The sequence below is a fragment of the Bacillus sp. VA13 genome (assembly GCF_055710085.1).
On record NZ_JBVQPP010000001.1, the window covers coordinates 564,531 to 584,091 of the forward strand.

Sequence of the window (19,561 nt, forward strand, 5' to 3'; positions counted from 1 at the left end):
CTACGTGTTTTAAAAAATGCCTATCACATGCAAAAATACGATGATGATGGCAACAGGAGATAGGTAACGAATGAGCAGCAGCCAAACCGCAAACCACTTTCGTTTGAGATTGGAACCGCTTTTCAGCTCGTCAAACAAATCCTGTTTCGGTATTTTTAACGGGACAAAAATAGAAATCAATAACGCGCCTAACGGCATTAAAATATTGCTTACAAGATAGTCGGCCGCATCAAAAATAGACAAGTGAAATAGAGAGACGTCACTTAAGACACCGTAGGATAATGCAGACGGCACACCGACAATAAAAATAGCAATTCCGCCTAACCAAGCGAATCGTTTTCTCTTATTGACATCGCCTTTTGAAAGCACTGCGACCAAAATTTCCAGCATTGAGAAAGCGGATGTCAATGCCGCAAATAAAAATAGAATTAAAAATGCTAATAAAAAGATAATTCCAAACGGCATTTGATTAAACACAGTCGGCAGCACGTTAAATAACAGGACCGGCCCTTGGTCTGGTTTGAGGCCGAATGAAAATACAGCTGGAAAAATCGCAATTCCTGCCATTACAGCAACAAGCATGTTTAATACAGTTACTGATACAGCGGACTGCACAACGTTTTCCTGTTTCTCTAAATAAGAGCTATACGTTACCATGACTGATACACCGACACTTAATAAGAAAAAGGATTGGCCCATCGCATATAAAATTGTATTGGCGTCAATCGCGGTTAAATCAGGCATCAGGAAAAACTTGAGCCCTTCCATCGCTCCATCAAGTGTAACGGAACGCACCATTAAAATAACAAATAATATAAAAAGCGCCGGCATTAATATTTGGCTTGCTTTTTCAATTCCGCTGCTAACCCCTTTTGCAACAACTAAAATTGTCACCACCATAAAGAGCAGCTGGCCTCCAACAGCCAGGTAAGGATTTGAAATCGTACTTGCAAATATCGTATCAAAACCAGATGTTTGCGATAAACCGCCAGTGAAGCCTTTTGTAATATAAATTAAAATCCACCCGCCGACGACACTGTAAAAAGATAAAAGAATAAAGCACGTCGCCATTCCTAAATAACCGATCCAATGCCACTTCGTTCCCGGAGCAAGTGTTTTATAGGATTGTACGGCATCTTTCTGTGTTTTTCTGCCTATGATGAATTCACCTAACAATAAAGGCAGTCCGATTAAAACCGTAAATAAAATAAAAATAAGTAAAAATGCGCCTCCTCCGCTGGTTCCCGCTACATATGGAAATTTCCATATCGCACCAAGCCCGATAGCTGATCCTGCCGCGGCTAATATAAAGCCGAGCTTCGAAGACCATTGATTCGCTTCCTTCACCCTATCACTCCTATTTTATCAAACCATTAAAGATTCATTGTAAGAATATCTTCCTATATAGTCAAGAACATTTTGATTAGTTTACATAATATAATTATTGTTTTCTATTAAAAACCAATCCATCTATTAATATTGAATTATTCAGAAAATTAATTATAATAAGAGAATGCTTCAAAATCTGTGAGAATTTCTGCTGAAGTTCTTGATAAATGTTAAGGAGTGTTTTTATGGACATCATTAGAAAAATAAGTCATTTCGCGGGACAAACCTTTGGCATATGGGTCATTGTTTTTGCCGTGCTGGGATTTACTTTCCCGTCTTTTTTTACATGGATCAGTTCTTATATTACGATTTTTCTTGGCATTATCATGTTTGGAATGGGTCTTACGCTGCAAGCCGATGATTTCAAAGAGCTGATCAGAAAACCTTGGCATGTCATTATCGGGGTAATTGTTCAGTATACTATCATGCCGCTCGTTGCTTTCGGCCTCGCATTTGGGCTGCACCTTCCAGCTGAAATCGCAGTGGGTGTTATTCTTGTCGGCTGCTGTCCTGGCGGCACAGCCTCTAATGTCATGACATTTTTAGCAAAAGGAAATACGGCCCTTTCTGTTGCTGTTACAACAATTTCTACCTTGTTGGCGCCTGTTTTAACACCGATTTTGATTATGCTGTTTGCCAAGGAATGGCTTCCTGTCTCGCCAGGGGCTTTATTTATTTCAATCTTACAGGCTGTTTTATTTCCGATCATTGCAGGCGTGATCGTCAAAATGTTTTTCAGAAAACAAGTGGCAAAAGCCGTACATGCCCTTCCGCTTGTTTCTGTCATTGGCATCGTTGCGATTGTCTCAGCTGTCGTCAGCGGCAATCGGGAAAATCTGCTTCAATCAGGATTCCTCATTTTTTCTATTGTCATCCTGCATAACGGTATCGGTTATTTGCTTGGATTTCTTTGTGCAAAGCTTTTAAAAATGGATTATCCGTCTCAAAAAGCAATTGCAATCGAAGTCGGCATGCAAAATTCAGGACTCGGTGCTGCACTCGCTACGGCTCATTTCTCACCGCTATCTGCCGTACCCAGCGCGATATTCAGTGTATGGCATAACCTTTCGGGTTCCATGCTTGCAACATACTGGTCAAAAAAAGCGAAAAAGAAACAAACAGCAGCCAACAGCAGCAATCTGTCTCTTTAAATACGCATCAAAAAAGGTACATCACTTTATCGTGATGTACCTTTTTTTATTATCCCTCTAATAAAAGCTGTTCAGGATCTTCCAGTAAATTTTTGATTGTCACTAGGAAACCAACCGCTTCTTTACCGTCTACAATCCGGTGATCATAAGATAAAGCGATATACATCATCGGACGGTTTTCAAAACGCTCTTCATCAATTGCTACAGGGCGCAGTTGAATCTTATGCATGCCCAGTATACCGACTTGAGGGCTGTTTAAAATCGGAGTCGACATCAGTGAGCCGAAAGTCCCTCCGTTTGTAATAGTGAAGGAACCGCCCTGAAGCTCGCTAAGGGTCAATTTATTGTTTCTTGCTTTTTTCGCAAGTTCGCCGATTTCTTTTTCAATTCCTGCAAATGTCAGACGGTCCGCATCCCGTACAACCGGAACGACAAGGCCTTCATCAGCTGCAACAGCAATCCCGATATCGTAGAACTTCTTAACGATCAGCTCATCGCCTTGAATTTCCGCATTCAGCAGCGGATATTTCTTCAATGCAGCAACGACCGCTTTCGTAAAGAAAGACATAAAGCCGAGCTTCACTTCGTTTTGCTCAAAGAATTGATCTTTGCGGCGTTTTCTAAGGTTCATGACAGCCGTCATGTCTACTTCATTAAATGTAGTCAGCATCGCTGATGTTTGCTGTACCTCTACAAGGCGTTTTGCAATCGTTTGTCTGCGGCGTGACATTTTTTGCACTTCGACAGGTTTGTCGAAGCTTTGCTGTGTTTTTTGAGCCTGAGGCTGCTGTTGTTTCTGAGGAGCCGGTTTTGAGGCTGGTTTTTCGTACGCTTCGACATCCTGCTTGCGCACTCTTCCTAACGGATCTCCCGTTGGAACCTGAGACAGGTCAATTCCTTTCTCTCTTGCCAGCTTACGGGCTGAAGGAGAAGCGATCGTTCTTGATTTTGCTTCGGCTTGCGCTTCCTCGCTAACCTCTTTTGCAGCTGGTTCAGCCTGCTTCTCTTCTTTCTCGCTATCTTTGCTTTCAGCTTTCTCTGAAGGTGCAGGGGCAGAACTTTCACCCGCGCCTTCTGAAATCGTACCGATAATTTCTCCAACTTGGACGGTATCACCCGAATCTTTCAATACCTCTTGAAGTACACCCGATTCTTCTGCTGTCAATTCAACATTTACTTTGTCCGTTTCTAGTTCAAGCAGATATTCACCCTGTTCTACATAATCACCAGGCTGCTTCAACCATTGGGCTATTGTTCCTTCTGAGATTGATTCTGCTAATTCAGGTACCTTAATTTCCGCCATTTTTTCATTTCCCCCTTAGTTTTTGCGAGTCAAGCTATCAGATACAATACGTTCCTGTTCTTTTTTATGAACTGTCGGATCTCCCTCTGCAGGGCTGGATCGTCTTCTTCGTCCAATATATTGAACGCTTACGCCCTGTGGTGCAATCTCTGTCAAATATGGGCTGATATAACTCCAGGCCCCCATGTTCTGCGGCTCTTCCTGTACCCAAACGATTTCTTTCAGGTTCGGAAGTTTTGCAAATAATTCTTTGACTCCTTTTGCCGGGAATGGATACAGCTGTTCAATTCTCACAATGTGAAGCCACTCTTTACCGTCTTCTAGCTTATTGAAATGGTCGCTGATGTCTATGGACACTTTACCGCTGGATAATACAAGTCTGGTTACTTTTTCATAGTCATGAGAAAGTCCGGACTGTTCGTATACAGGCTGGAAGCGGCTTTCGCTGAGCTCCTGCACTTCCGAAACCGTATTCGGATTACGAAGAAGGCTCTTCGGCGTCATAATGACGAGCGGCCTGATTTCTTCACGAAGCAGCATTTTGGCCTGTCTTCTTAAAATATGAAAATATTGTGCAGCGCTTGTCAGGTTGGCAACCGTCCAGTTGTTTTCCGCGGCAAGCTGCAGGAACCGCTCGATTCTTCCGCTTGAGTGCTCGGGCCCCTGTCCCTCGTAACCGTGCGGAAGAAGCATGACTAATCCGGATTTTTGGCCCCATTTGGCGCGTCCGGCAGAAATGAATTGGTCAAAATACACTTGAGCAGCGTTGGCAAAATCTCCGTACTGCGCCTCCCACATGACAAGCGTTTCCGGTGAATGCACGTTATAGCCGTATTCAAAGCCGAGAACCGATCCTTCAGACAGCGGGCTGTTATGAACAGCAAAAGATGTGTCACAGTCAGATAAGTGATGCAGCGGCACAAATTCTTCGCCCGTCTCACTGTCATGAAGCACAAGGTTTCTTTGGGCAAACGTTCCGCGCTCGGAATCCTGTCCAGTTAAACGAATCGGTGTTCCGTCTTTCAAAATAGAAGCAAACGCAAGTGATTCAGCCAAAGACCATTCCACTTTTCTATCATCATCGAATGCCTTGGCGCGTCTTTCTAAAATACGCTTAAGCTTGCCGAAAACGTTAAATGACTCCGGCCAGTTGATTAATTCGCCATTCAGCTTACGGAGCACATCAAAATCAATGGATGTGTCCACATCAGGGAAACCGTTTGAAACAGGCTCTGGAAGTTCAATTTCACAGGCGGTATGTTCCTTTTTAGCCGGCACTTTCTGATAAGCATCCTCAATGCGCTTCGTTACCGATTTTTCGATGTTTTGAACAACTTCTTCGCTAAGCATGCCTTCATTTACGAGCTTTTCAGCGAAAATTTGTTTGACGGTCGGATGCTTTCTGACAGCCTCATACAGCATCGGCTGAGTAGTAGACGGCTCATCCATTTCGTTGTGTCCGTAGCGTCTGTACCCGATCAAGTCAATCAGAAAGTCCTTGTTAAATGTTTTTCTGTATTCGACCGCAAACTTAACAGCTGAAAGACAGGCTTCAGGATCATCCGCATTTACGTGAACAATCGGAATTTCATAGCCCTTCGCCAGGTCACTGGCATAGTTTGTCGATCTTGATTCAGCGCTTTCTGTTGTAAATCCGATCATGTTATTGGCGATAATATGAATCGCACCGCCTACTTGATACCCTTTTAAAGAACTTAAATTCAATGTTTCAGCGACGATTCCTTCCCCAGGGAATGCAGCGTCTCCATGAATTAAAATGGCAAGCGATTTTGTTTCATCCTGCACCGGGTATCCGCTTTGTGTTCTCGTTTCCTGTGCCGCTCTCGTGCTGCCTTCAACAATCGGATTGATAAATTCCAAGTGGCTCGGGTTGTTTGCTAACGTAATGCGCGCTGATTTTGTTTCAGCGTCTTGAAGCTCCCGATTCGCCCCCAGATGGTATTTGACATCCCCTGTCCATCCGTAGCTGATTCCGATTGATCCCTCAGACGGGACAAGATCTTTGTTCGGCGCATGCTGGAATTCGGAGAAAATAATTTCATACGGTTTGCCAAGCACGTGTGCCAATACATTAAGGCGCCCCCTGTGTGCCATCCCGATGTTGACACTCGTCGTGCCAGATTTGACAGATTGTGCAATAATGTCATCAAGCACTGGAACAAGTGCGTCCAGCCCCTCGATGGAAAAGCGCTTCTGCCCTACGAATGTGCGGTGCAAAAACTGCTCGAAGCCCTCTACTTCTGTCAGTCTTTCCAGAACAGCCGACAGCTTTTCAGATGAGTTCTTCTGGAACAGCTCGCCGGATTCAATCATCTTTGTCAGCCACTCGCGCTCTTTGAAGTCATGCACATGGTCAAATTCAAATGAGATGGTTCTTTTATACGTATTTCGTAAATACTGAATGGCTTCTAAACCGTTCGTAATGTTTTTAGGAGCGTCTTTGCAAATCACTGACGCAGGTATTGCTTTTATTTCTTCTTCAGTTAGCCCGTAATCGGATAGTGGAAAGAGTTCGCTCTTTTTCCCATCCTTTCTGAGCGGATTGACGGAAGCGTTTAAATGGCCATAGGTTCGGATATCTTCTGCAAGTCTGACTGCGGATGCGATCTTTTGTATCAGATCGGCTGTAACACGTCCCTTTTCTTTTGTTCCCGAGGCCTCTTTTATATCGCTTGGCGGAGCACCGAGCTCGTCGAACATTTCCTTTAGATCCGGATCAATGCTGTTCGGATCCTGGGTATACTGATCGTAAAGCTCCAGCGCATAGCCGAGGTTCGGACCGTAAAAATCTTCCCAATTCATTCGTTGTTTCATACTATTTTGAAACATTTGAATATTACCCCCAACTTAGATAATCAAGTGAATGATTCACTATCTTAAAATAACTTTCGAACGCTGTGTCCAAAATTATGTAATAAAAACGCTTCCAACGATATTTTACCACTGTTTGCAATTTGATTCTACCTTGATTGTTCACAAAATAGTAAAAAACCTTTATAAAAAACAAAAAATTTAATCATTTGAAAAAAGAAACGCCAAAAAGCATAGGATAAAGGACTATCCTATGCTTTTATGGAGCAGTTTTTTCAGCAGCGGATACAGAACATCCGGGAGCTGATCAACATCTGGGACAAATATACTGAATTTTCCGTACATATCCTGAATGGTCTTCATTTGCGATTCTTCTATTTCTGAGTTGGAGAGAAAAACATTTATCACTTCTATTCCTCTCTTTCGGGCTTCAATAACCGCTTCACTTGTATCAACAATCCCGTTTTGTTCATAGCCAAACGCGGCCGGCTCTCCATCTGAAAAAACGATCAAGAACTTTTGTGCTTCGCTGCGCTGCAGCATTTTTTTCGTCATCTGCCGGATCGCATAGCCGTCACGGTTATCTTCCTCAGGCTCAAGCTGCATAATTGCCGGTCCAGCCTCTTGTCTTAATGATGATTGGAAGGGAATAACCGTATTGAAATAGTTTGGCTGGCTTGTTTCGGTCGCATCGTTTGTGTCCTCCCAAAAGCCGACAATCTGATGCGGAACCGCTACCGATTTCAACGCTTCGTGAAACAGCACGATTCCCCGCTTTGTTTCATCCATTTTGTCGAACATGCTGGCAGAACAATCGACCAGCAATGTAAAAACCGCGTCAATTTCTGATGATGGTTCTTGTTTTTTGTAGAAAAGACGCGGATTTCGCTCAGTGAAGTAACGAAGAAGCTTATTGTTCAGCCGTCCGGCATGAAGGTCTGTTCTAGGCAATGTTTTTTTATGCTCCAGCGTTTTTTGAATCATTTGTTTTAAACGCTTTTGATACGATTCAATCGTTTTTGCCTGCTGTTTATAAGAAAGCTCTTCTTCACTCGTTGCCGGCTGCGGTTCTTTATAAATCGGAAATGCGTATTTATTTTCTTTGCCGTCAGCCGTACCCGCACCGTTCGGCTGGTCTTTTTGGGACTCCATCGCTTCCAGCTTGGAATAGTCTTTCCGTTTTGTTTGTCTGGCTGATCCTTGGACAGAGCCAAGGGCTTGATCTCCATCGTCGCCTTCCCTTGAAGCGTCTTTTCCTAAATCTGATTTTGCTCCGTGTTCAATATCAAATTGAAGGAAGCTTTTAGACGGTGCTTCTGTTTCCCGGTGCCATGTCGGCATTTCTTCTTCATGGATATCCTCATCACCGTCTGATTTTTTTGGAAGCGTGATATCATCACTCAGCTTCGGCGCTTTTTTCTCTTCTTCAAATAACGGTTGTTCTGCAGCTTTTGCGTAGTCAAGCTCAGGCAAAAAGAAGTAGGTGTTCAACATGTCTTTATCAAGCACCTCTTCAAGTCCGTCCATAAGGTCTTCAACAATTTTTAGAACCTGCCGTGTCGAATCTGCTTCATACACGCGCAGGAGCTGCTGCTCAATAAACGGGCGCATCAGATCGATATCTTCACGCATAGACGGAAGGATCTCGAGCGGCGATTCCGTTGTTAGCTTGACATAGATCGCGCAAAAGAGGGCATCCGTAAAAATGCTTCGCTCTAAATTTAAAGTCAGCTGGGTGGAGAAATGTTTTCTGTACATGTCTTTTCGCTTCGCAAATACATGTTTCGTACCGGGGCGCTCGTGTTTGATACATTCCTCAATCCTGATGTCCTCAAGCAGCATAAACAGCTGCTTGGCAAAGCTTTTGAACGTAAGATGCTGATGGATATCATTCAAAAAGCTTGCAAACTCGTGCAGCGAGCTATATCTCGTTCCGACCGAACGCAGGTAGACGTCGCTTTTCAGACCCGCTTCCATGTCCTCCGCTGCCCTGTCTTTCCAAAAGTGGCTCATATAGATTTTCTTTTCAAATGGATTGTAATAGGACTGAACGCCATATTCCACTTCTACCGCTTCACTCTTGGTGAGTGTTTTGGCCAAATCAGTGAGCATCATAAATAAAAACGAATCTATTGTGCTGTCGTTAAATTTGATAAATTTCATCGCAGCTCCCTCATTCAAACAGAGTTTCTGCGATATTTCGAACGGCCGCCTTTTCCCGGTCATCATCAAGCTTCTCTACAATTCCCCGCTCAATGGCACGACGCGGCGGAATATAAGCGGCTAAATCACATGTATCAATTAACGCTCTAATGGATGCCGCTTCTTCAGACACCTGTCCATTATTGGCCTGAACGATCAGGTCAGAGGAAAGCGTGATAAACCGGTCAATCAATTTCTCATCTTGCAGGGCTGACTGAGACATGAGAACTTGTTTTAGCAGCTCGCCTTTAATATAAGGCACATCAATGATGACAAAACGGTTTTTCAATGCTTCATTCAGCGGAACAGTACCGACATAGCCTTCATTGATGGCTGCAATGACTCCGAAGCCTTCTTTAGCCCGAATGACCTCGCCTGTAAACGGATTTGTCATCATTTTTCTGTAATCTAATACACCGTTTAAAATGGGCAGTGTTTCCGGCTTTGCCATATTGATTTCATCTATATAAAGAAAATGGCCTTCTTTCATGGCTTTTGTGACAGGCCCTGAAACAAACTCGATCGTCGCCTGGCCAGATTGATTTTCAATCGTTTTATAGCCGACCAAGGCTTCTGCGTCCAAGTCAACTGAACAGTTGACACTGTGCATCGGTTTATGAAAATAGCTGGACAATGTTTCTGCCAGCTTTGTTTTTCCTGAGCCTGTAGGCCCTTTCAGCAGGACATTTTTTCCCATGGCTAATGCGATAATGGTGTCGAATAAAATCGCTTCATCGTCCGCCTCATAGCCTGATGTCCCGATGAGCGACTGAAACTCTGGGGAAATCGGCTGATCTTTATATGATAATAGCTTTTGTTGTATATCTTCCGGCAATGTTAAGTGCTGTAATTGAGTTGTCATAGACAGGTTCCCTTTCCTATTCGTATTCCATTAACGAGTATACTAAAAAAGCCCCTGTATGCTCAATACAAAAGGGCTTGGATGATATTACTGCTTCTCGTTATTGCCGGAAAGGGCTCCGCAGACGATACGCGCACCTGAATTGCCGCTTGGATTTGTCAAATAATCGTCGGCATGCTCATGAATAATAAACGCACTTCCGTCCTGGTCGAGAATATTTAGTTTACTTCCTTTTTTCAGTGAAGTGTCCGGCGCATTCATAATGACATCTACTTTTCCATCAGCACCGACTTCAAGGTTCGGCAGATCTCCGGCATGATGCCCCATCGGATTATTGAAGCCATGTTCTTTGTTCAGCGGATTAAAGTGGCCTCCCGCTGATTCAAAATCCGGCCTGACACATGAACCTTTCTCATGGATATGAAAACCGAGAGAAGCGCCGGGGCGCAGGCTGTTTGCGGAAATATGAATGTCGAGTCCTTCGTCTTCTGATTCTTTGATTTCTATAAAACCGACTGCTTTGCCTTCACGATTAACCAGCTGGACATGATGACCAAACGCTGACGTTTCAATCACTTCTTTTTCCGGTACCCGCTTAGGAGGGTCATGAGTTTTTTTTTGTCCGCATCCCGCAACTCCCAGTGCCGTCACCATCATCAACAGCAAGAGACGGTACATACTGTCTCCCCCTTGTTTTTTCTAACAGTGTGGTCAATCATTTTCTGATATAAACAAAAAAGCCTATAAAAAGGCTTTTTGTCATACTCATTTTTAAAAATAGCTTCTTGCGCCCAAGTAGCGCTGTTTCCAATATGAATTGCTGAGATTGGAAATGTCGACGCCTGATGAGCTTGCATGAATAAAGTCTCCGCCGCCTAGATAAATCCCCATGTGAGACGGGCCAGATTTATATGTGGTAAAGAAGACAAAGTCTCCGACTGACGGCTGGCTGACTTTTTGCATGACATTCCAATATCCTGCCGTACTCAATCTCGATATCGATGATACATTATTAATGAGGTAATAAATGAAGCCGCTGCAATCAAAACCTGCAGGCGTGTTTCCACCCCAGCGGTATGGCACCCCGACATATTTTTTCGCTTCTGTTATCATTCTGTCAATCTTCGAACCTATTTGAATGTTTGATCCTGAGTTGTCTTTTGGCTTTGTTTGATTTGAATTGTTAGACTTTGTTGTTCCCGAGATGGTCAGAACCTGTCCAATTTGCAAGACATCAGATGACAAATTGTTTTTATCGCGGATACTTTGCACAGTGACTCCGAGCTGATTCGCGATTTTCCACAGCGAATCGCCTGCTTTTACCTTATATGTACTTGTTTTTGAGGAATTGGAGTTTGACGGCTTCTTGGAACCGCTGTTTCCGCTCTTAGGTGAACTGTTCCCTTTTATTTTGAGTACCTGCTTAGGGTAAAGGGTATCTGATGTTAAGCCATTTAAGGTTTTCAATTCAGCTACAGTCATATTTAAGCTGTTTGCGATTTTCCACAGTGAGTCACCAAGCTTAACCGTATATGTACTTTTCGAAGAGCCTGAAGAATTGGAACCGCTGTTTTTCTTCGATCCGTTTGAGCCGCTTGAACTGCTTGTCCCTTTGATCTTAAGCTTTTGCCCGGGACGAATCAGGTCGCTGGTCAGGCTGTTTAAGCTTTTAAGCTCAGAAACACTCATTTTATGATTTTTAGCAATCATCCATAGCGAATCACCATATGCAACTGTGTATGTTGATGTTTTGCTTGAGCTTGATGAGGATGTCGTGTTTTTTTTGCTGCTTTCAGGAATTTTAAGGCTTTGTCCGACATAAAGCACTGTTGATTTCAATTTGTTTTCGGATTTCAAAGCTGATATTGTCGTATCATATTGACGGGAAAGCTTCCAAAGAGAGTCACCGCTTTTTACTTTTATCGTTTTTGCTTCCACGGGGGCTGCGGCCATCGATGACCCGACAACTGCGGAAACAGCCAAGCCGGCTACAATCTTTTTTTTCATTCATTCAACCTCCTAAACTGTTTATAGCACAAAAACAGTTAGTATTTTGTTTCCAAAAATGGCACACATCAGTTTTATCGTCACTTTTTCAGCAAGTTACATCCTTTTCAAACATTTGGCTGCGATTTCAGCATCTTTCGACCTTTAAACCTTCAAATAAACACCTAACATTTTACATAAGCTGCATATGTTTTTCGAAAGTCTAAGGAACTAATTAAGCGGGGGTAAAAATGATGGTTTTCTATTGATGAATGGAGCAGATTTTCCTCCTTTCTTGTCTGTTTTTCTAATCAATTCTCTATCGATGTGTCAAATCCCTTCCTCTGCTTTCTTACGAAAATGCCAAAATGCCTGTTCTTTTGATAAGAACAGGCATTTATATTATGCGTTGGCTGATTGAGTTTTGAGTTTCACAACTTCTAGAATGCTGTCGGCCGCTTTTTTAGAGCCGCCTGCCGCTTTCAATGATTGTCCAATGTCTTTCGCCTTTTTAGCATACACAGGATTGTTCATCACTTCTTGAATCGTTTCTTTCAGAAGGCTTTCAGATAATTGTTCTTTTTTCAGCACTTTTCCTGCGCCTATTTTTTCCACTTGATTTCCTACAGCAAATTGGTCAGCTCCCATCGGAATGACTACCAGCGGGGTTTCAAAATACAAACCTTCACTTGTGCTGTTCATTCCCCCATGTGTTACAAATAAACTGGCTCTTTTCAGGATCTCAAGCTGAGGGACATACGGGCGTACAATGAAATTCTCCGGAATGTCGTTTAACTCATTTGCTTTAATATGTTTGCCTATGGAAAGCACAACTTTACCATCAAAGTCTTTACATACCTCGAGACATTGATTAAAAAACTGTTTTTGATTGTTAAAAATGGTCCCCATTGAAATAAACAGCACGTTTTCATTGTCAATCTGATCAAATGGGAAATCATTGTTCCCGGCTCTTTCTGTAATGGAAGGGCCGACAAATACATATCGATCGCCGAATTGCTCAGCCATTGGCTGAAATTCCCTTGATGTGAAGACAATTGTCAAGTCCCCATCTGAAGAAAAAACGTCAAAAGGCTTCTTGATCTCTGTTTGAAAATCAGCATTTAATGTTTCTACAAGCTGCTGGTATGATTCATAATGAGGCGATTCTTCAATTGACCCTTTCATGTAAGAACCCATCATTTCCTTTAGAAATTCCTCATTCATTGCAAAGGTAGTACACAATGAAAATCTCGGCAGCTTCAGCAAGTTGGCAATGATTTTACCGGCCAGTAAATGGTGATCATATATGACATAATCATACGATTCATGTTTGACTTCATCATAAATATGAGTCGCAATATCCTTACAGCCTTTCAAAAAGGCGCAGATCATTTCTGTGAAATCTCTTTCTTCATCTCCTGTTGCGTTTTTTCCGAAGTAATCTTCTCGAAAATCACGATACTCACGAAACTCAATATCAAGAGCTGCAATTTTTTCTTTGTATTCCTTCACTGCGTAGTAAGTAATATGTTCTCCCCGTGATTTCAGCTCCTTCATTACACCGATAGACGGATTAATATGCCCTTCACCGGGAAAACCGATCATTAATACATTAGCCATGCGGCAGCACCCTTCCTTTAAAATTTATGTAATATTTTATACGGTACTACAAATACAAAATCAGGTAAAGTATTTAACTTAATTAATATTCATGTAATATAACTTTTCTACCAGTTTATATTTCCCGCCTTCAAGACAAAAAGCATTCAGCTTAAAGTGAATGCTTTAAAAAAGACCCGAATTCATTTTGTCTCATGATAGGATTCCTAATCAGGCCCTTTTATTTATTTTTACGTTCTTGGCGAAATTAACGGATATAATACACCATCTTTGGCAAACGACATCTTCCCTGTCTCCTCTGAAACAACGAGCACAAGCGCATCCGTATACCCCGACATACCAAGAGCCGCGCGATGCCTTGTTCCCAAATGGACATCCACTTCCTTTGTTGTCAGCGGGAGGACATTGGCTGCTGAGACAAGTTTATTTTCCCTCACCAATAAAGCGCCGTCATGTAGAGGATTTCCGGGGAAAAAGATGCTTTCAATTAATGATGCGCTGATTTCCGCATGCAGGGAGGTTCCTTTTTGAATAAAATGCTCAACAGGGTCCGCTCTTTCAATCACAATTAAAGCACCATGCTTATGCTCCGATAGGGCTTTAATCGCCTTGGCCAGTTCGATAAATGCCGGTGTAAATTGCTCAATGTATGTTTGCAAATAAAAGGATGATGCGATGCCCTGCATGTCCTGAAAAATGTGGCCCAATTCATCTAATTCACAAAGAAGGCACTGGTCTTTTTCGTGTAGCGTTTTCAAGATTAGCGACGCATCACCTAATATTTGCTCTAAATACACTTGTATTTTTCCCTTAAATGCATTTTCTGATATCTGTTCATAACGCATAGACCTCATCTCCTTTTCAAATTTCCAACTTTTCACGCATGCTAATCTTATTGATGCACATTCTATTGGTAAAGGAGGGATGTAAAGAATGGAAATCGAAAGAATCATTCAGTATGTTTGCACCTTTTTAGGCGTGATTTCGCTTTCTTTTATTTATGCCCAAATGTTTAGAAAAACGAAACCGACAAAAAAAGAATAGGTCCGGCGTTCATTGCTTTTTATACATAAAATGTTATAATTTCTCTCGTTATGAAAAAGAAACGGAGATCAATGTATGAAAGAAACTCGAAACGCCCGTCAAAAGATCAAACAGCTTTTGCACATTTTAATTCCGATATTAATTACCCAGGCAGGGCTTTCTCTTATGACCTTTTTAGATACGGTGATGTCAGGGAAAGTCAGCCCCGCTGATTTAGCTGGTGTCGCTATTGGCTCAAGCCTTTGGACACCTGTTTATACAGGACTTGCAGGTATATTAATGGCAGTCACCCCGATTGTCGCCCAGTTTTTAGGCGCTGAAAAAAAACAGCAAATTCCCTTTACTGTTTTACAAGCTGTATACGTGGCCGCGCTTCTTAGCATCGCCGTTTTAGCGATTGGATATGCTGTAGTTGACCTTATTCTTGGCCGATTAAATCTTGAAACTCATGTCCATCAGATTGCCAAACACTTTTTAGGCTTTTTATCGCTCGGAATTTTCCCTTTATTTGTTTACACTGTTTTGAGATCATTCATTGATTCATTAGGGAAAACGAGAGTCACAATGATGATTACACTCAGTTCTCTTCCGATCAATTTTGTATTGAATTACGTATTCATTTTCGGGAAATTCGGAATGCCGGCACTTGGCGGCGTCGGCGCCGGGCTAGCGTCCGCGCTTACATATTGGTGTATCTGCATCATCAGTTTTTTCATTATTCTTAAATCCGCACCGTTTTCCGAATACGGGATTTTCCTTACAATGTATAAATTCTCTTGGAAAGCATGCAAAAATATGCTCAAAATCGGGCTGCCTATTGGGTTCGCCGTGTTTTTTGAAACGAGCATTTTCGCAGCTGTCACGCTTCTGATGAGCCATTTTAATACAGTGACTATCGCGTCCCACCAGGCAGCCATGAACTTTGCTTCACTTTTATATATGCTGCCGCTCAGCGTGTCCATGGCATTAACAATTGTTGTCGGTTTTGAAGCCGGTGCAGCCCGTTTTAAGGATGCGCGCTCATATAGCTTGATCGGCATCATGATGGCGATCGGTTTTTCTTTGTTGACAGCAGCCTGTATCCTTTTATTCAGAGAGCAAATTGCCGGCATGTACACTTCTGACCCCGATGTGCTCCTGCTGACACAGCACTTTTTAATTTATGCCCTGTTTTTTCAGCTTTCTGATGCTGTTGCAGCACCGATCCAGGGAGCGCTCCGAGGGTACAAAGATGTGAACTATACGCTTGCGGCCGCATTTGTCTCTTATTGGGTCATTGGCCTTCCGGTCGGTTATGCGGTCGGTACGTTTACAAGCCTCGGCGCGTTTGGCTATTGGATCGGATTAATTACAGGACTCGCCGCAGGAGCAGTTGGACTGTTTTTCAGGCTGGCTAAACTGCAAAAACGTTATTCGCAAAAACAATACATTTAAAAGAGGTGATCAATCATGGCAAAAAATAAGAAATTATACGAATATCTTTCTCAGCATGCGGAGACGATCAGTTCAACATGGTACGAAACAATCGAGGAGACTGATCCGAATTCCATTTATGCATCAACAGACCCTGCTGTCATTCACAATTTAAAGAGCCAGAATCTCGCCTTCAACTATAAGATAAACCGTATTTTTATAGATGATGAGGAGGTATACCTGCCTATACTGAAAGAATGGGCTTTTGAAGTGACACAGGATCAAGAGCATTTAAAGACTCCTATCCACTATATTATCCGGGAGTTTGTTAGAGTGAGAGATTTATATGTTTCCTATGTGAAAGAATTTGTCCATCACAATCAGGACACTGTGAAAGGCGAAGAAGCCGAAGATTTGTATCACTCCCTTATAAAAGCGTTCGATCTTGTGATTCATATTTTTATAGAAGAAATGTACAAAAACACAAGCCTTCAGCTTCAAGCTCAAAAAGATATGATTACTGAATTAAGCGCACCGGTTATTGTGCTGTTTCACAGCGTCGGACTGCTGCCTTTAATCGGAGATATTGATACAGTACGCGCCAAACTTATTATGGAAAACACCCTGCATCAATGTGCGGAGAAAAAGGTGACACAGCTGTATATTGATTTGTCAGGAGTAGCTGTTATTGATACAATGGTTGCCCACCAGCTGTTCAGTCTGATTGAAGCGCTCCGTTTAATCGGCGTTTCATCCACATTGTCGGGAATCCGCCCGGAAATCGCGCAAACCGCGGTTCAGCTAGGCTTGTCTTTCGAAGATATTTCCTTGAGATCCACCCTCGCTTCGGCGATTGCATCTGACTTAAAATTAAAAAAGGTATAAGGCTTAAGGCCTTATACCTTTTTGATTAATCATTCCATTGATACGTCCAATATACTTCTTCTTCAAACCATGTTGCCATAACAGGTTCATTGTTTTTCAATTTTTCTTCAAGCTCTCTGAGCATGCCTTCTGTTTGAGTGCGGTGAGCTCTTAACGCATTCATCTTAATATCAGCTACTTCTTTGATATCAATTACGACATCAGCTTCGCCAAGAACCTCTTCTCTGTTGCGTGTAATAGCCATGCAGAGCGTGCGCGGACGGTCTTCTTTCTTTTTACGGTACAATGCACGAATAACCGCTTCCCCGCATGCATCATGGTCGGGGTGCACACCGTGTCCAGGATAAAATGTGACAATTAAACTTGGTTTTACATCATCTATGATCTCTTCCATGATATCAGCTAAATACTCATCGTCTTCAAATTCGAGCGTTTTGTCACGGAGCCCCAGCATCCGAAGATCATTGATATCCATTTCTTTGCAAGCGTTAATGAGCTCTTGTTTTCTTAGCAGCGGCAATGTTTCCCGATTCGCGAAAAATGGATCGCCCATATTTCTGCCCATTTCACCTAAAGTGGCACAGGCGTACGTAACGGGTATGTCTTTTTTTCTGTTTAAGGCAATCAGGCCTGCCACTCCGTATGATTCGTCATCAGGGTGAGGCAGGATTACAAGTACGTGTTCTTTCATTATTTTTCACCCTTTTCTTTAAACTGTGAACGGTTTTTCACTGATTTGTAGAGAAATAGCCAGTTTACCGCCCGGCAGGTGTCCCGCCATTAATAAACGGTTATCTTCATCTATCGTGTATTCAGTCAAGCCTTCAGCATAAATCCAGCCTTCTTCTGTTTTTAAGCCAACACGGTAAGGTCCGCTTCCTTTGATTTTTGCCTGATGATAGGTGACTTTTGCATTGCGGATATATGCAACAACCGTCATGTTTTTTTCATTTAAGTGCGCTGAATAAGAACCGGTTGTGGTTTCCAAATGGATATATACAGGGCGGTCCGCATATCGTTCTAAAGATGCTTGCACATCTTCCTTTATGATTGCTTTCATGATTGCTCCCCTCTTTCTTCTTTTAAATGCTCTGCACGTTCTGTATGTAATTTGACCAGCTGATATTTCACAGCCGGTTCGAGCTGTGAATTCACAATGCGCTGAATCGCGGCAAAATATTTTTCCAGCATCGGTTTCCGGAGTCTCGGATGTGTTCGTTTATCCAAGAGCTCAAGATCAATCGCCTCTGCTACCGCTTCTGCGTCATCACTAGTGAGAGATCTGTTGTTCCAAAGTGAAGCGTAGGCTTTCACTATCTCTTTATCATTGTCCATCGTCTTGCTCCTTTATGTCTTACATACATGAAATGATTATACATAATATATGCTTCAGCTGAAAAGCCAAAGGCCTCAATGGCTTTTTGACGCCCGTTTCCACTTTACTTGTGAAAACGTAAACAACAGCAGCGCAGCCCATATACAGCTGAATGTAAAAGCCTTCGAGCTTGAAAATGGCTCATGGTAAACAAACAGCCCGATCAGCAAGGTAATGGTCGGTGCAATATATTGCAAGATTCCGACTTGATACAGCGGCAGCCTTTTCGCCCCTTCCGCAAACAATAATAGCGGCAAAGCCGTAAACACACCAGCAAAAAAGAGAAGCATCCACGTGCCCCCGCTTTCTGCACCAGCTTGCTGAACATGGCCGCTTAGCAGCAAATACCCCAATGCAATCGGCATAATCATGAATGTTTCCAGCGTTAAACCGATGGCGCTCGGCAGACTTGTTCTTTTTTTGCTTAACCCGTACAGACCGAAGCTGAATGCGAGCAGAAGCGCAACATACGGAATGGAGCCGTACTGGAACGCTGAGATGATGACGCCGGCCGCAGCAATCGAAACCGCCACCAGTTGCAGGCGATTCAGTTTTTCCTTTAAAAATAAAATTCCAAGGAGCACTGACACAAGCGGGTTAATGTAATAGCCAAGACTAGCCTCAAGCAAAAATCCATGGTTGACAGCCCATATGTATACAAACCAGTTAATCGAAATCAGGATAGAAGCGAGAAATAAAGAAAGGATGCCTCCGTTTTTTTTCAAAGAGCGCAGCTCCTGCCACCCTGTTTTCCATTGCCGCAAGAAAAAAAGCACGATACACATAAAAACAAAAGACCATATAATACGGTGAGCCAAAATATCAAGAGCCGGCAGCTGTTCGAGAAGCTTCCAATAGAGCGGAAACAGCCCCCACATGATAAAGGAAACGGCTGTATAAAGAACGCCTTTTTTCGTTTCTGAATATTGCATGTAAATCCCTGCCTTTCTTTAGAGCATCTTATATTATATCACGTGAAAGATCTGCCGGGCATATACTATTTTGTCCATGAAGAAAGGGTGTGACGACGATGTTTGAATGGAACAAGTACTTTCCTTTCCACAATCAATTTTCCAAGGAAGCATTAAAAAAAGCAGATCCAAAAGAAGTTGAAACATATGTAAATCGTGTGATGGAAAGTGTGTTCGGCAGTGATTATGCAGCTCAATTTCCTTTCCGCGATCCCCTCCCAAAAAAAGAACAGCCCGCCAAACCGGATGCCAAACCTGATATTGATATATTCGAAACAGCAGACCATGTGTTTGTAAAGGTGCCAATCAGCGAAGGCCTGCTGGAACAGGTGAGAATCAAACACACATCTCACGAATTATTGTTAGAAAACTTTCCTAGTTCAGAGCATCCAAAAAAAGTAAACCTTCCTTGTTTAGTCAAACGCAAAGGAACAAAAGCCGTCTATAAGGATGGCCTTCTGGAAGTCATGTTTCAGAAGCAGCAAGACTACAATATGTCCGAGGTAGAAATCTTCCGATAAAAAACGG

The 19,561-nt window shown here is 42.6% G+C and carries 17 protein-coding genes; 4 read left to right on the forward strand and 13 right to left on the reverse strand.

The genetic code is table 11. From position 1 onward, the window contains the following. Positions 1-9 precede the first annotated feature (9 nt). Positions 10-1,347 carry a sodium-dependent transporter gene (locus tag AC0C66_RS02445; RefSeq protein WP_014114086.1) on the reverse strand — a complete coding sequence of 446 codons (1,338 nt, stop codon included), beginning with the start codon at positions 1,345-1,347 and terminating at the stop codon, positions 10-12. 227 nt (positions 1,348-1,574) lie between these two features. On the opposite strand from AC0C66_RS02445, the gene AC0C66_RS02450 reads away from it, so the two are divergent. After that, positions 1,575-2,540, forward strand: coding sequence for a bile acid:sodium symporter family transporter (locus tag AC0C66_RS02450; protein WP_014114087.1), 966 nt, complete (start codon positions 1,575-1,577; stop codon positions 2,538-2,540). 49 nt (positions 2,541-2,589) lie between these two features. On the opposite strand, the gene odhB is transcribed toward AC0C66_RS02450, so the two are convergent. The 8 genes from odhB to cdaS all read right to left on the reverse strand — a co-directional run bounded on the left by odhB (position 2,590) and on the right by cdaS (position 14,199). After that, positions 2,590-3,843, reverse strand: a complete 1,254-nt coding sequence (gene odhB / locus AC0C66_RS02455) for a 2-oxoglutarate dehydrogenase complex dihydrolipoyllysine-residue succinyltransferase (RefSeq protein ID WP_019714643.1) — start codon at positions 3,841-3,843, stop codon at positions 2,590-2,592. A gap of 15 nt (positions 3,844-3,858) precedes the next feature. Then, a complete protein-coding gene (gene sucA / locus AC0C66_RS02460) occupies positions 3,859-6,693 on the reverse strand; it encodes a 2-oxoglutarate dehydrogenase E1 component (RefSeq protein ID WP_072183699.1) in 2,835 nt (944 codons plus the stop codon). Positions 6,694-6,921: 228 nt separating this feature from the next. Further along, a complete protein-coding gene (locus AC0C66_RS02465; protein ID WP_072183463.1) occupies positions 6,922-8,838 on the reverse strand; it encodes a nitric oxide reductase activation protein NorD in 1,917 nt (638 codons plus the stop codon). 10 nt (positions 8,839-8,848) lie between these two features. Then, positions 8,849-9,739 (reverse strand): AAA family ATPase, encoded by an 891-nt coding sequence (locus AC0C66_RS02470; protein WP_072183464.1) that lies wholly within the window; start codon positions 9,737-9,739, stop codon positions 8,849-8,851. 87 nt (positions 9,740-9,826) lie between these two features. Continuing rightward, positions 9,827-10,417: a superoxide dismutase family protein gene (locus AC0C66_RS02475; protein WP_072183465.1), complete on the reverse strand. Its 591-nt coding sequence runs from the start codon at positions 10,415-10,417 to the stop codon at positions 9,827-9,829. Between the two features lie 93 nt (positions 10,418-10,510). After that, positions 10,511-11,746 (reverse strand): D-gamma-glutamyl-meso-diaminopimelic acid endopeptidase CwlS, encoded by a 1,236-nt coding sequence (gene cwlS, locus AC0C66_RS02480; RefSeq protein ID WP_087986980.1) that lies wholly within the window; start codon positions 11,744-11,746, stop codon positions 10,511-10,513. A gap of 381 nt (positions 11,747-12,127) precedes the next feature. Then, positions 12,128-13,345 (reverse strand): macrolide family glycosyltransferase, encoded by a 1,218-nt coding sequence (locus tag AC0C66_RS02485; protein ID WP_088679216.1) that lies wholly within the window; start codon positions 13,343-13,345, stop codon positions 12,128-12,130. Between the two features lie 230 nt (positions 13,346-13,575). Then, positions 13,576-14,199 carry a cyclic di-AMP synthase CdaS gene (gene cdaS / locus AC0C66_RS02490; RefSeq protein ID WP_072183469.1) on the reverse strand — a complete coding sequence of 208 codons (624 nt, stop codon included), beginning with the start codon at positions 14,197-14,199 and terminating at the stop codon, positions 13,576-13,578. 265 nt (positions 14,200-14,464) lie between these two features. Between cdaS and AC0C66_RS02495 the strand changes: the two genes are divergently transcribed. Together AC0C66_RS02495 and rsbRC are read left to right on the forward strand one after the other, a co-directional pair. After that, on the forward strand, positions 14,465-15,823 hold the full coding sequence (locus tag AC0C66_RS02495; RefSeq protein ID WP_072183468.1) for an MATE family efflux transporter: 1,359 nt from the start codon (positions 14,465-14,467) through the stop codon (positions 15,821-15,823). A 15-nt stretch (positions 15,824-15,838) separates the two neighbouring features. Next, complete coding sequence (gene rsbRC / locus AC0C66_RS02500; RefSeq protein ID WP_061188145.1) at positions 15,839-16,687, forward strand: RsbT co-antagonist RsbRC; 849 nt, start codon at positions 15,839-15,841, stop codon at positions 16,685-16,687. A 25-nt stretch (positions 16,688-16,712) separates the two neighbouring features. On the opposite strand, the gene bshB2 is transcribed toward rsbRC, so the two are convergent. The 4 genes from bshB2 to rarD all read right to left on the reverse strand — a co-directional run bounded on the left by bshB2 (position 16,713) and on the right by rarD (position 18,994). Next, positions 16,713-17,378, reverse strand: coding sequence for a bacillithiol biosynthesis deacetylase BshB2 (gene bshB2 / locus AC0C66_RS02505; protein WP_472973481.1), 666 nt, complete (start codon positions 17,376-17,378; stop codon positions 16,713-16,715). Between the two features lie 18 nt (positions 17,379-17,396). After that, entirely contained in the window at positions 17,397-17,747 is a 351-nt protein-coding gene (locus AC0C66_RS02510; RefSeq protein WP_014114096.1) for a YojF family protein, read from the reverse strand. Then, positions 17,744-18,022, reverse strand: coding sequence for a hypothetical protein (locus AC0C66_RS02515; RefSeq protein WP_003220095.1), 279 nt, complete (start codon positions 18,020-18,022; stop codon positions 17,744-17,746). Before AC0C66_RS02515 ends, AC0C66_RS02510 begins: the two co-directional genes overlap by 4 nt. 75 nt (positions 18,023-18,097) lie before the next feature. Then, positions 18,098-18,994 (reverse strand): EamA family transporter RarD, encoded by an 897-nt coding sequence (gene rarD, locus AC0C66_RS02520; RefSeq protein WP_072183656.1) that lies wholly within the window; start codon positions 18,992-18,994, stop codon positions 18,098-18,100. Positions 18,995-19,092: 98 nt separating this feature from the next. Between rarD and AC0C66_RS02525 the strand changes: the two genes are divergently transcribed. Beyond that, complete coding sequence (locus tag AC0C66_RS02525; protein WP_072183657.1) at positions 19,093-19,554, forward strand: Hsp20/alpha crystallin family protein; 462 nt, start codon at positions 19,093-19,095, stop codon at positions 19,552-19,554. Positions 19,555-19,561: the final 7 nt, after the last annotated feature.

What these genes read in the sequence shown, in the direction of transcription:
- AC0C66_RS02450 (WP_014114087.1), top strand. Translation starts at nt 1,575, where the DNA reads ATGGACATCATTAGAAAAATAAGTCATTTCGCGGGACAAACCTTTGGC.
- odhB (WP_019714643.1), bottom strand. Translation starts at nt 3,843, where the DNA reads ATGGCGGAAATTAAGGTACCTGAATTAGCAGAATCAATCTCAGAAGGA.
- sucA (WP_072183699.1), bottom strand. Translation starts at nt 6,693, where the DNA reads ATGTTTCAAAATAGTATGAAACAACGAATGAATTGGGAAGATTTTTAC.
- AC0C66_RS02465 (WP_072183463.1), bottom strand. Translation starts at nt 8,838, where the DNA reads ATGAAATTTATCAAATTTAACGACAGCACAATAGATTCGTTTTTATTT.
- AC0C66_RS02470 (WP_072183464.1), bottom strand. Translation starts at nt 9,739, where the DNA reads ATGACAACTCAATTACAGCACTTAACATTGCCGGAAGATATACAACAA.
- AC0C66_RS02475 (WP_072183465.1), bottom strand. Translation starts at nt 10,417, where the DNA reads ATGTACCGTCTCTTGCTGTTGATGATGGTGACGGCACTGGGAGTTGCG.
- cwlS (WP_087986980.1), bottom strand. Translation starts at nt 11,746, where the DNA reads ATGAAAAAAAAGATTGTAGCCGGCTTGGCTGTTTCCGCAGTTGTCGGG.
- AC0C66_RS02485 (WP_088679216.1), bottom strand. Translation starts at nt 13,345, where the DNA reads ATGGCTAATGTATTAATGATCGGTTTTCCCGGTGAAGGGCATATTAAT.
- cdaS (WP_072183469.1), bottom strand. Translation starts at nt 14,199, where the DNA reads ATGAGGTCTATGCGTTATGAACAGATATCAGAAAATGCATTTAAGGGA.
- AC0C66_RS02495 (WP_072183468.1), top strand. Translation starts at nt 14,465, where the DNA reads ATGAAAGAAACTCGAAACGCCCGTCAAAAGATCAAACAGCTTTTGCAC.
- rsbRC (WP_061188145.1), top strand. Translation starts at nt 15,839, where the DNA reads ATGGCAAAAAATAAGAAATTATACGAATATCTTTCTCAGCATGCGGAG.
- bshB2 (WP_472973481.1), bottom strand. Translation starts at nt 17,378, where the DNA reads ATGAAAGAACACGTACTTGTAATCCTGCCTCACCCTGATGACGAATCA.
- AC0C66_RS02510 (WP_014114096.1), bottom strand. Translation starts at nt 17,747, where the DNA reads ATGAAAGCAATCATAAAGGAAGATGTGCAAGCATCTTTAGAACGATAT.
- AC0C66_RS02515 (WP_003220095.1), bottom strand. Translation starts at nt 18,022, where the DNA reads ATGGACAATGATAAAGAGATAGTGAAAGCCTACGCTTCACTTTGGAAC.
- rarD (WP_072183656.1), bottom strand. Translation starts at nt 18,994, where the DNA reads ATGCAATATTCAGAAACGAAAAAAGGCGTTCTTTATACAGCCGTTTCC.
- AC0C66_RS02525 (WP_072183657.1), top strand. Translation starts at nt 19,093, where the DNA reads ATGTTTGAATGGAACAAGTACTTTCCTTTCCACAATCAATTTTCCAAG.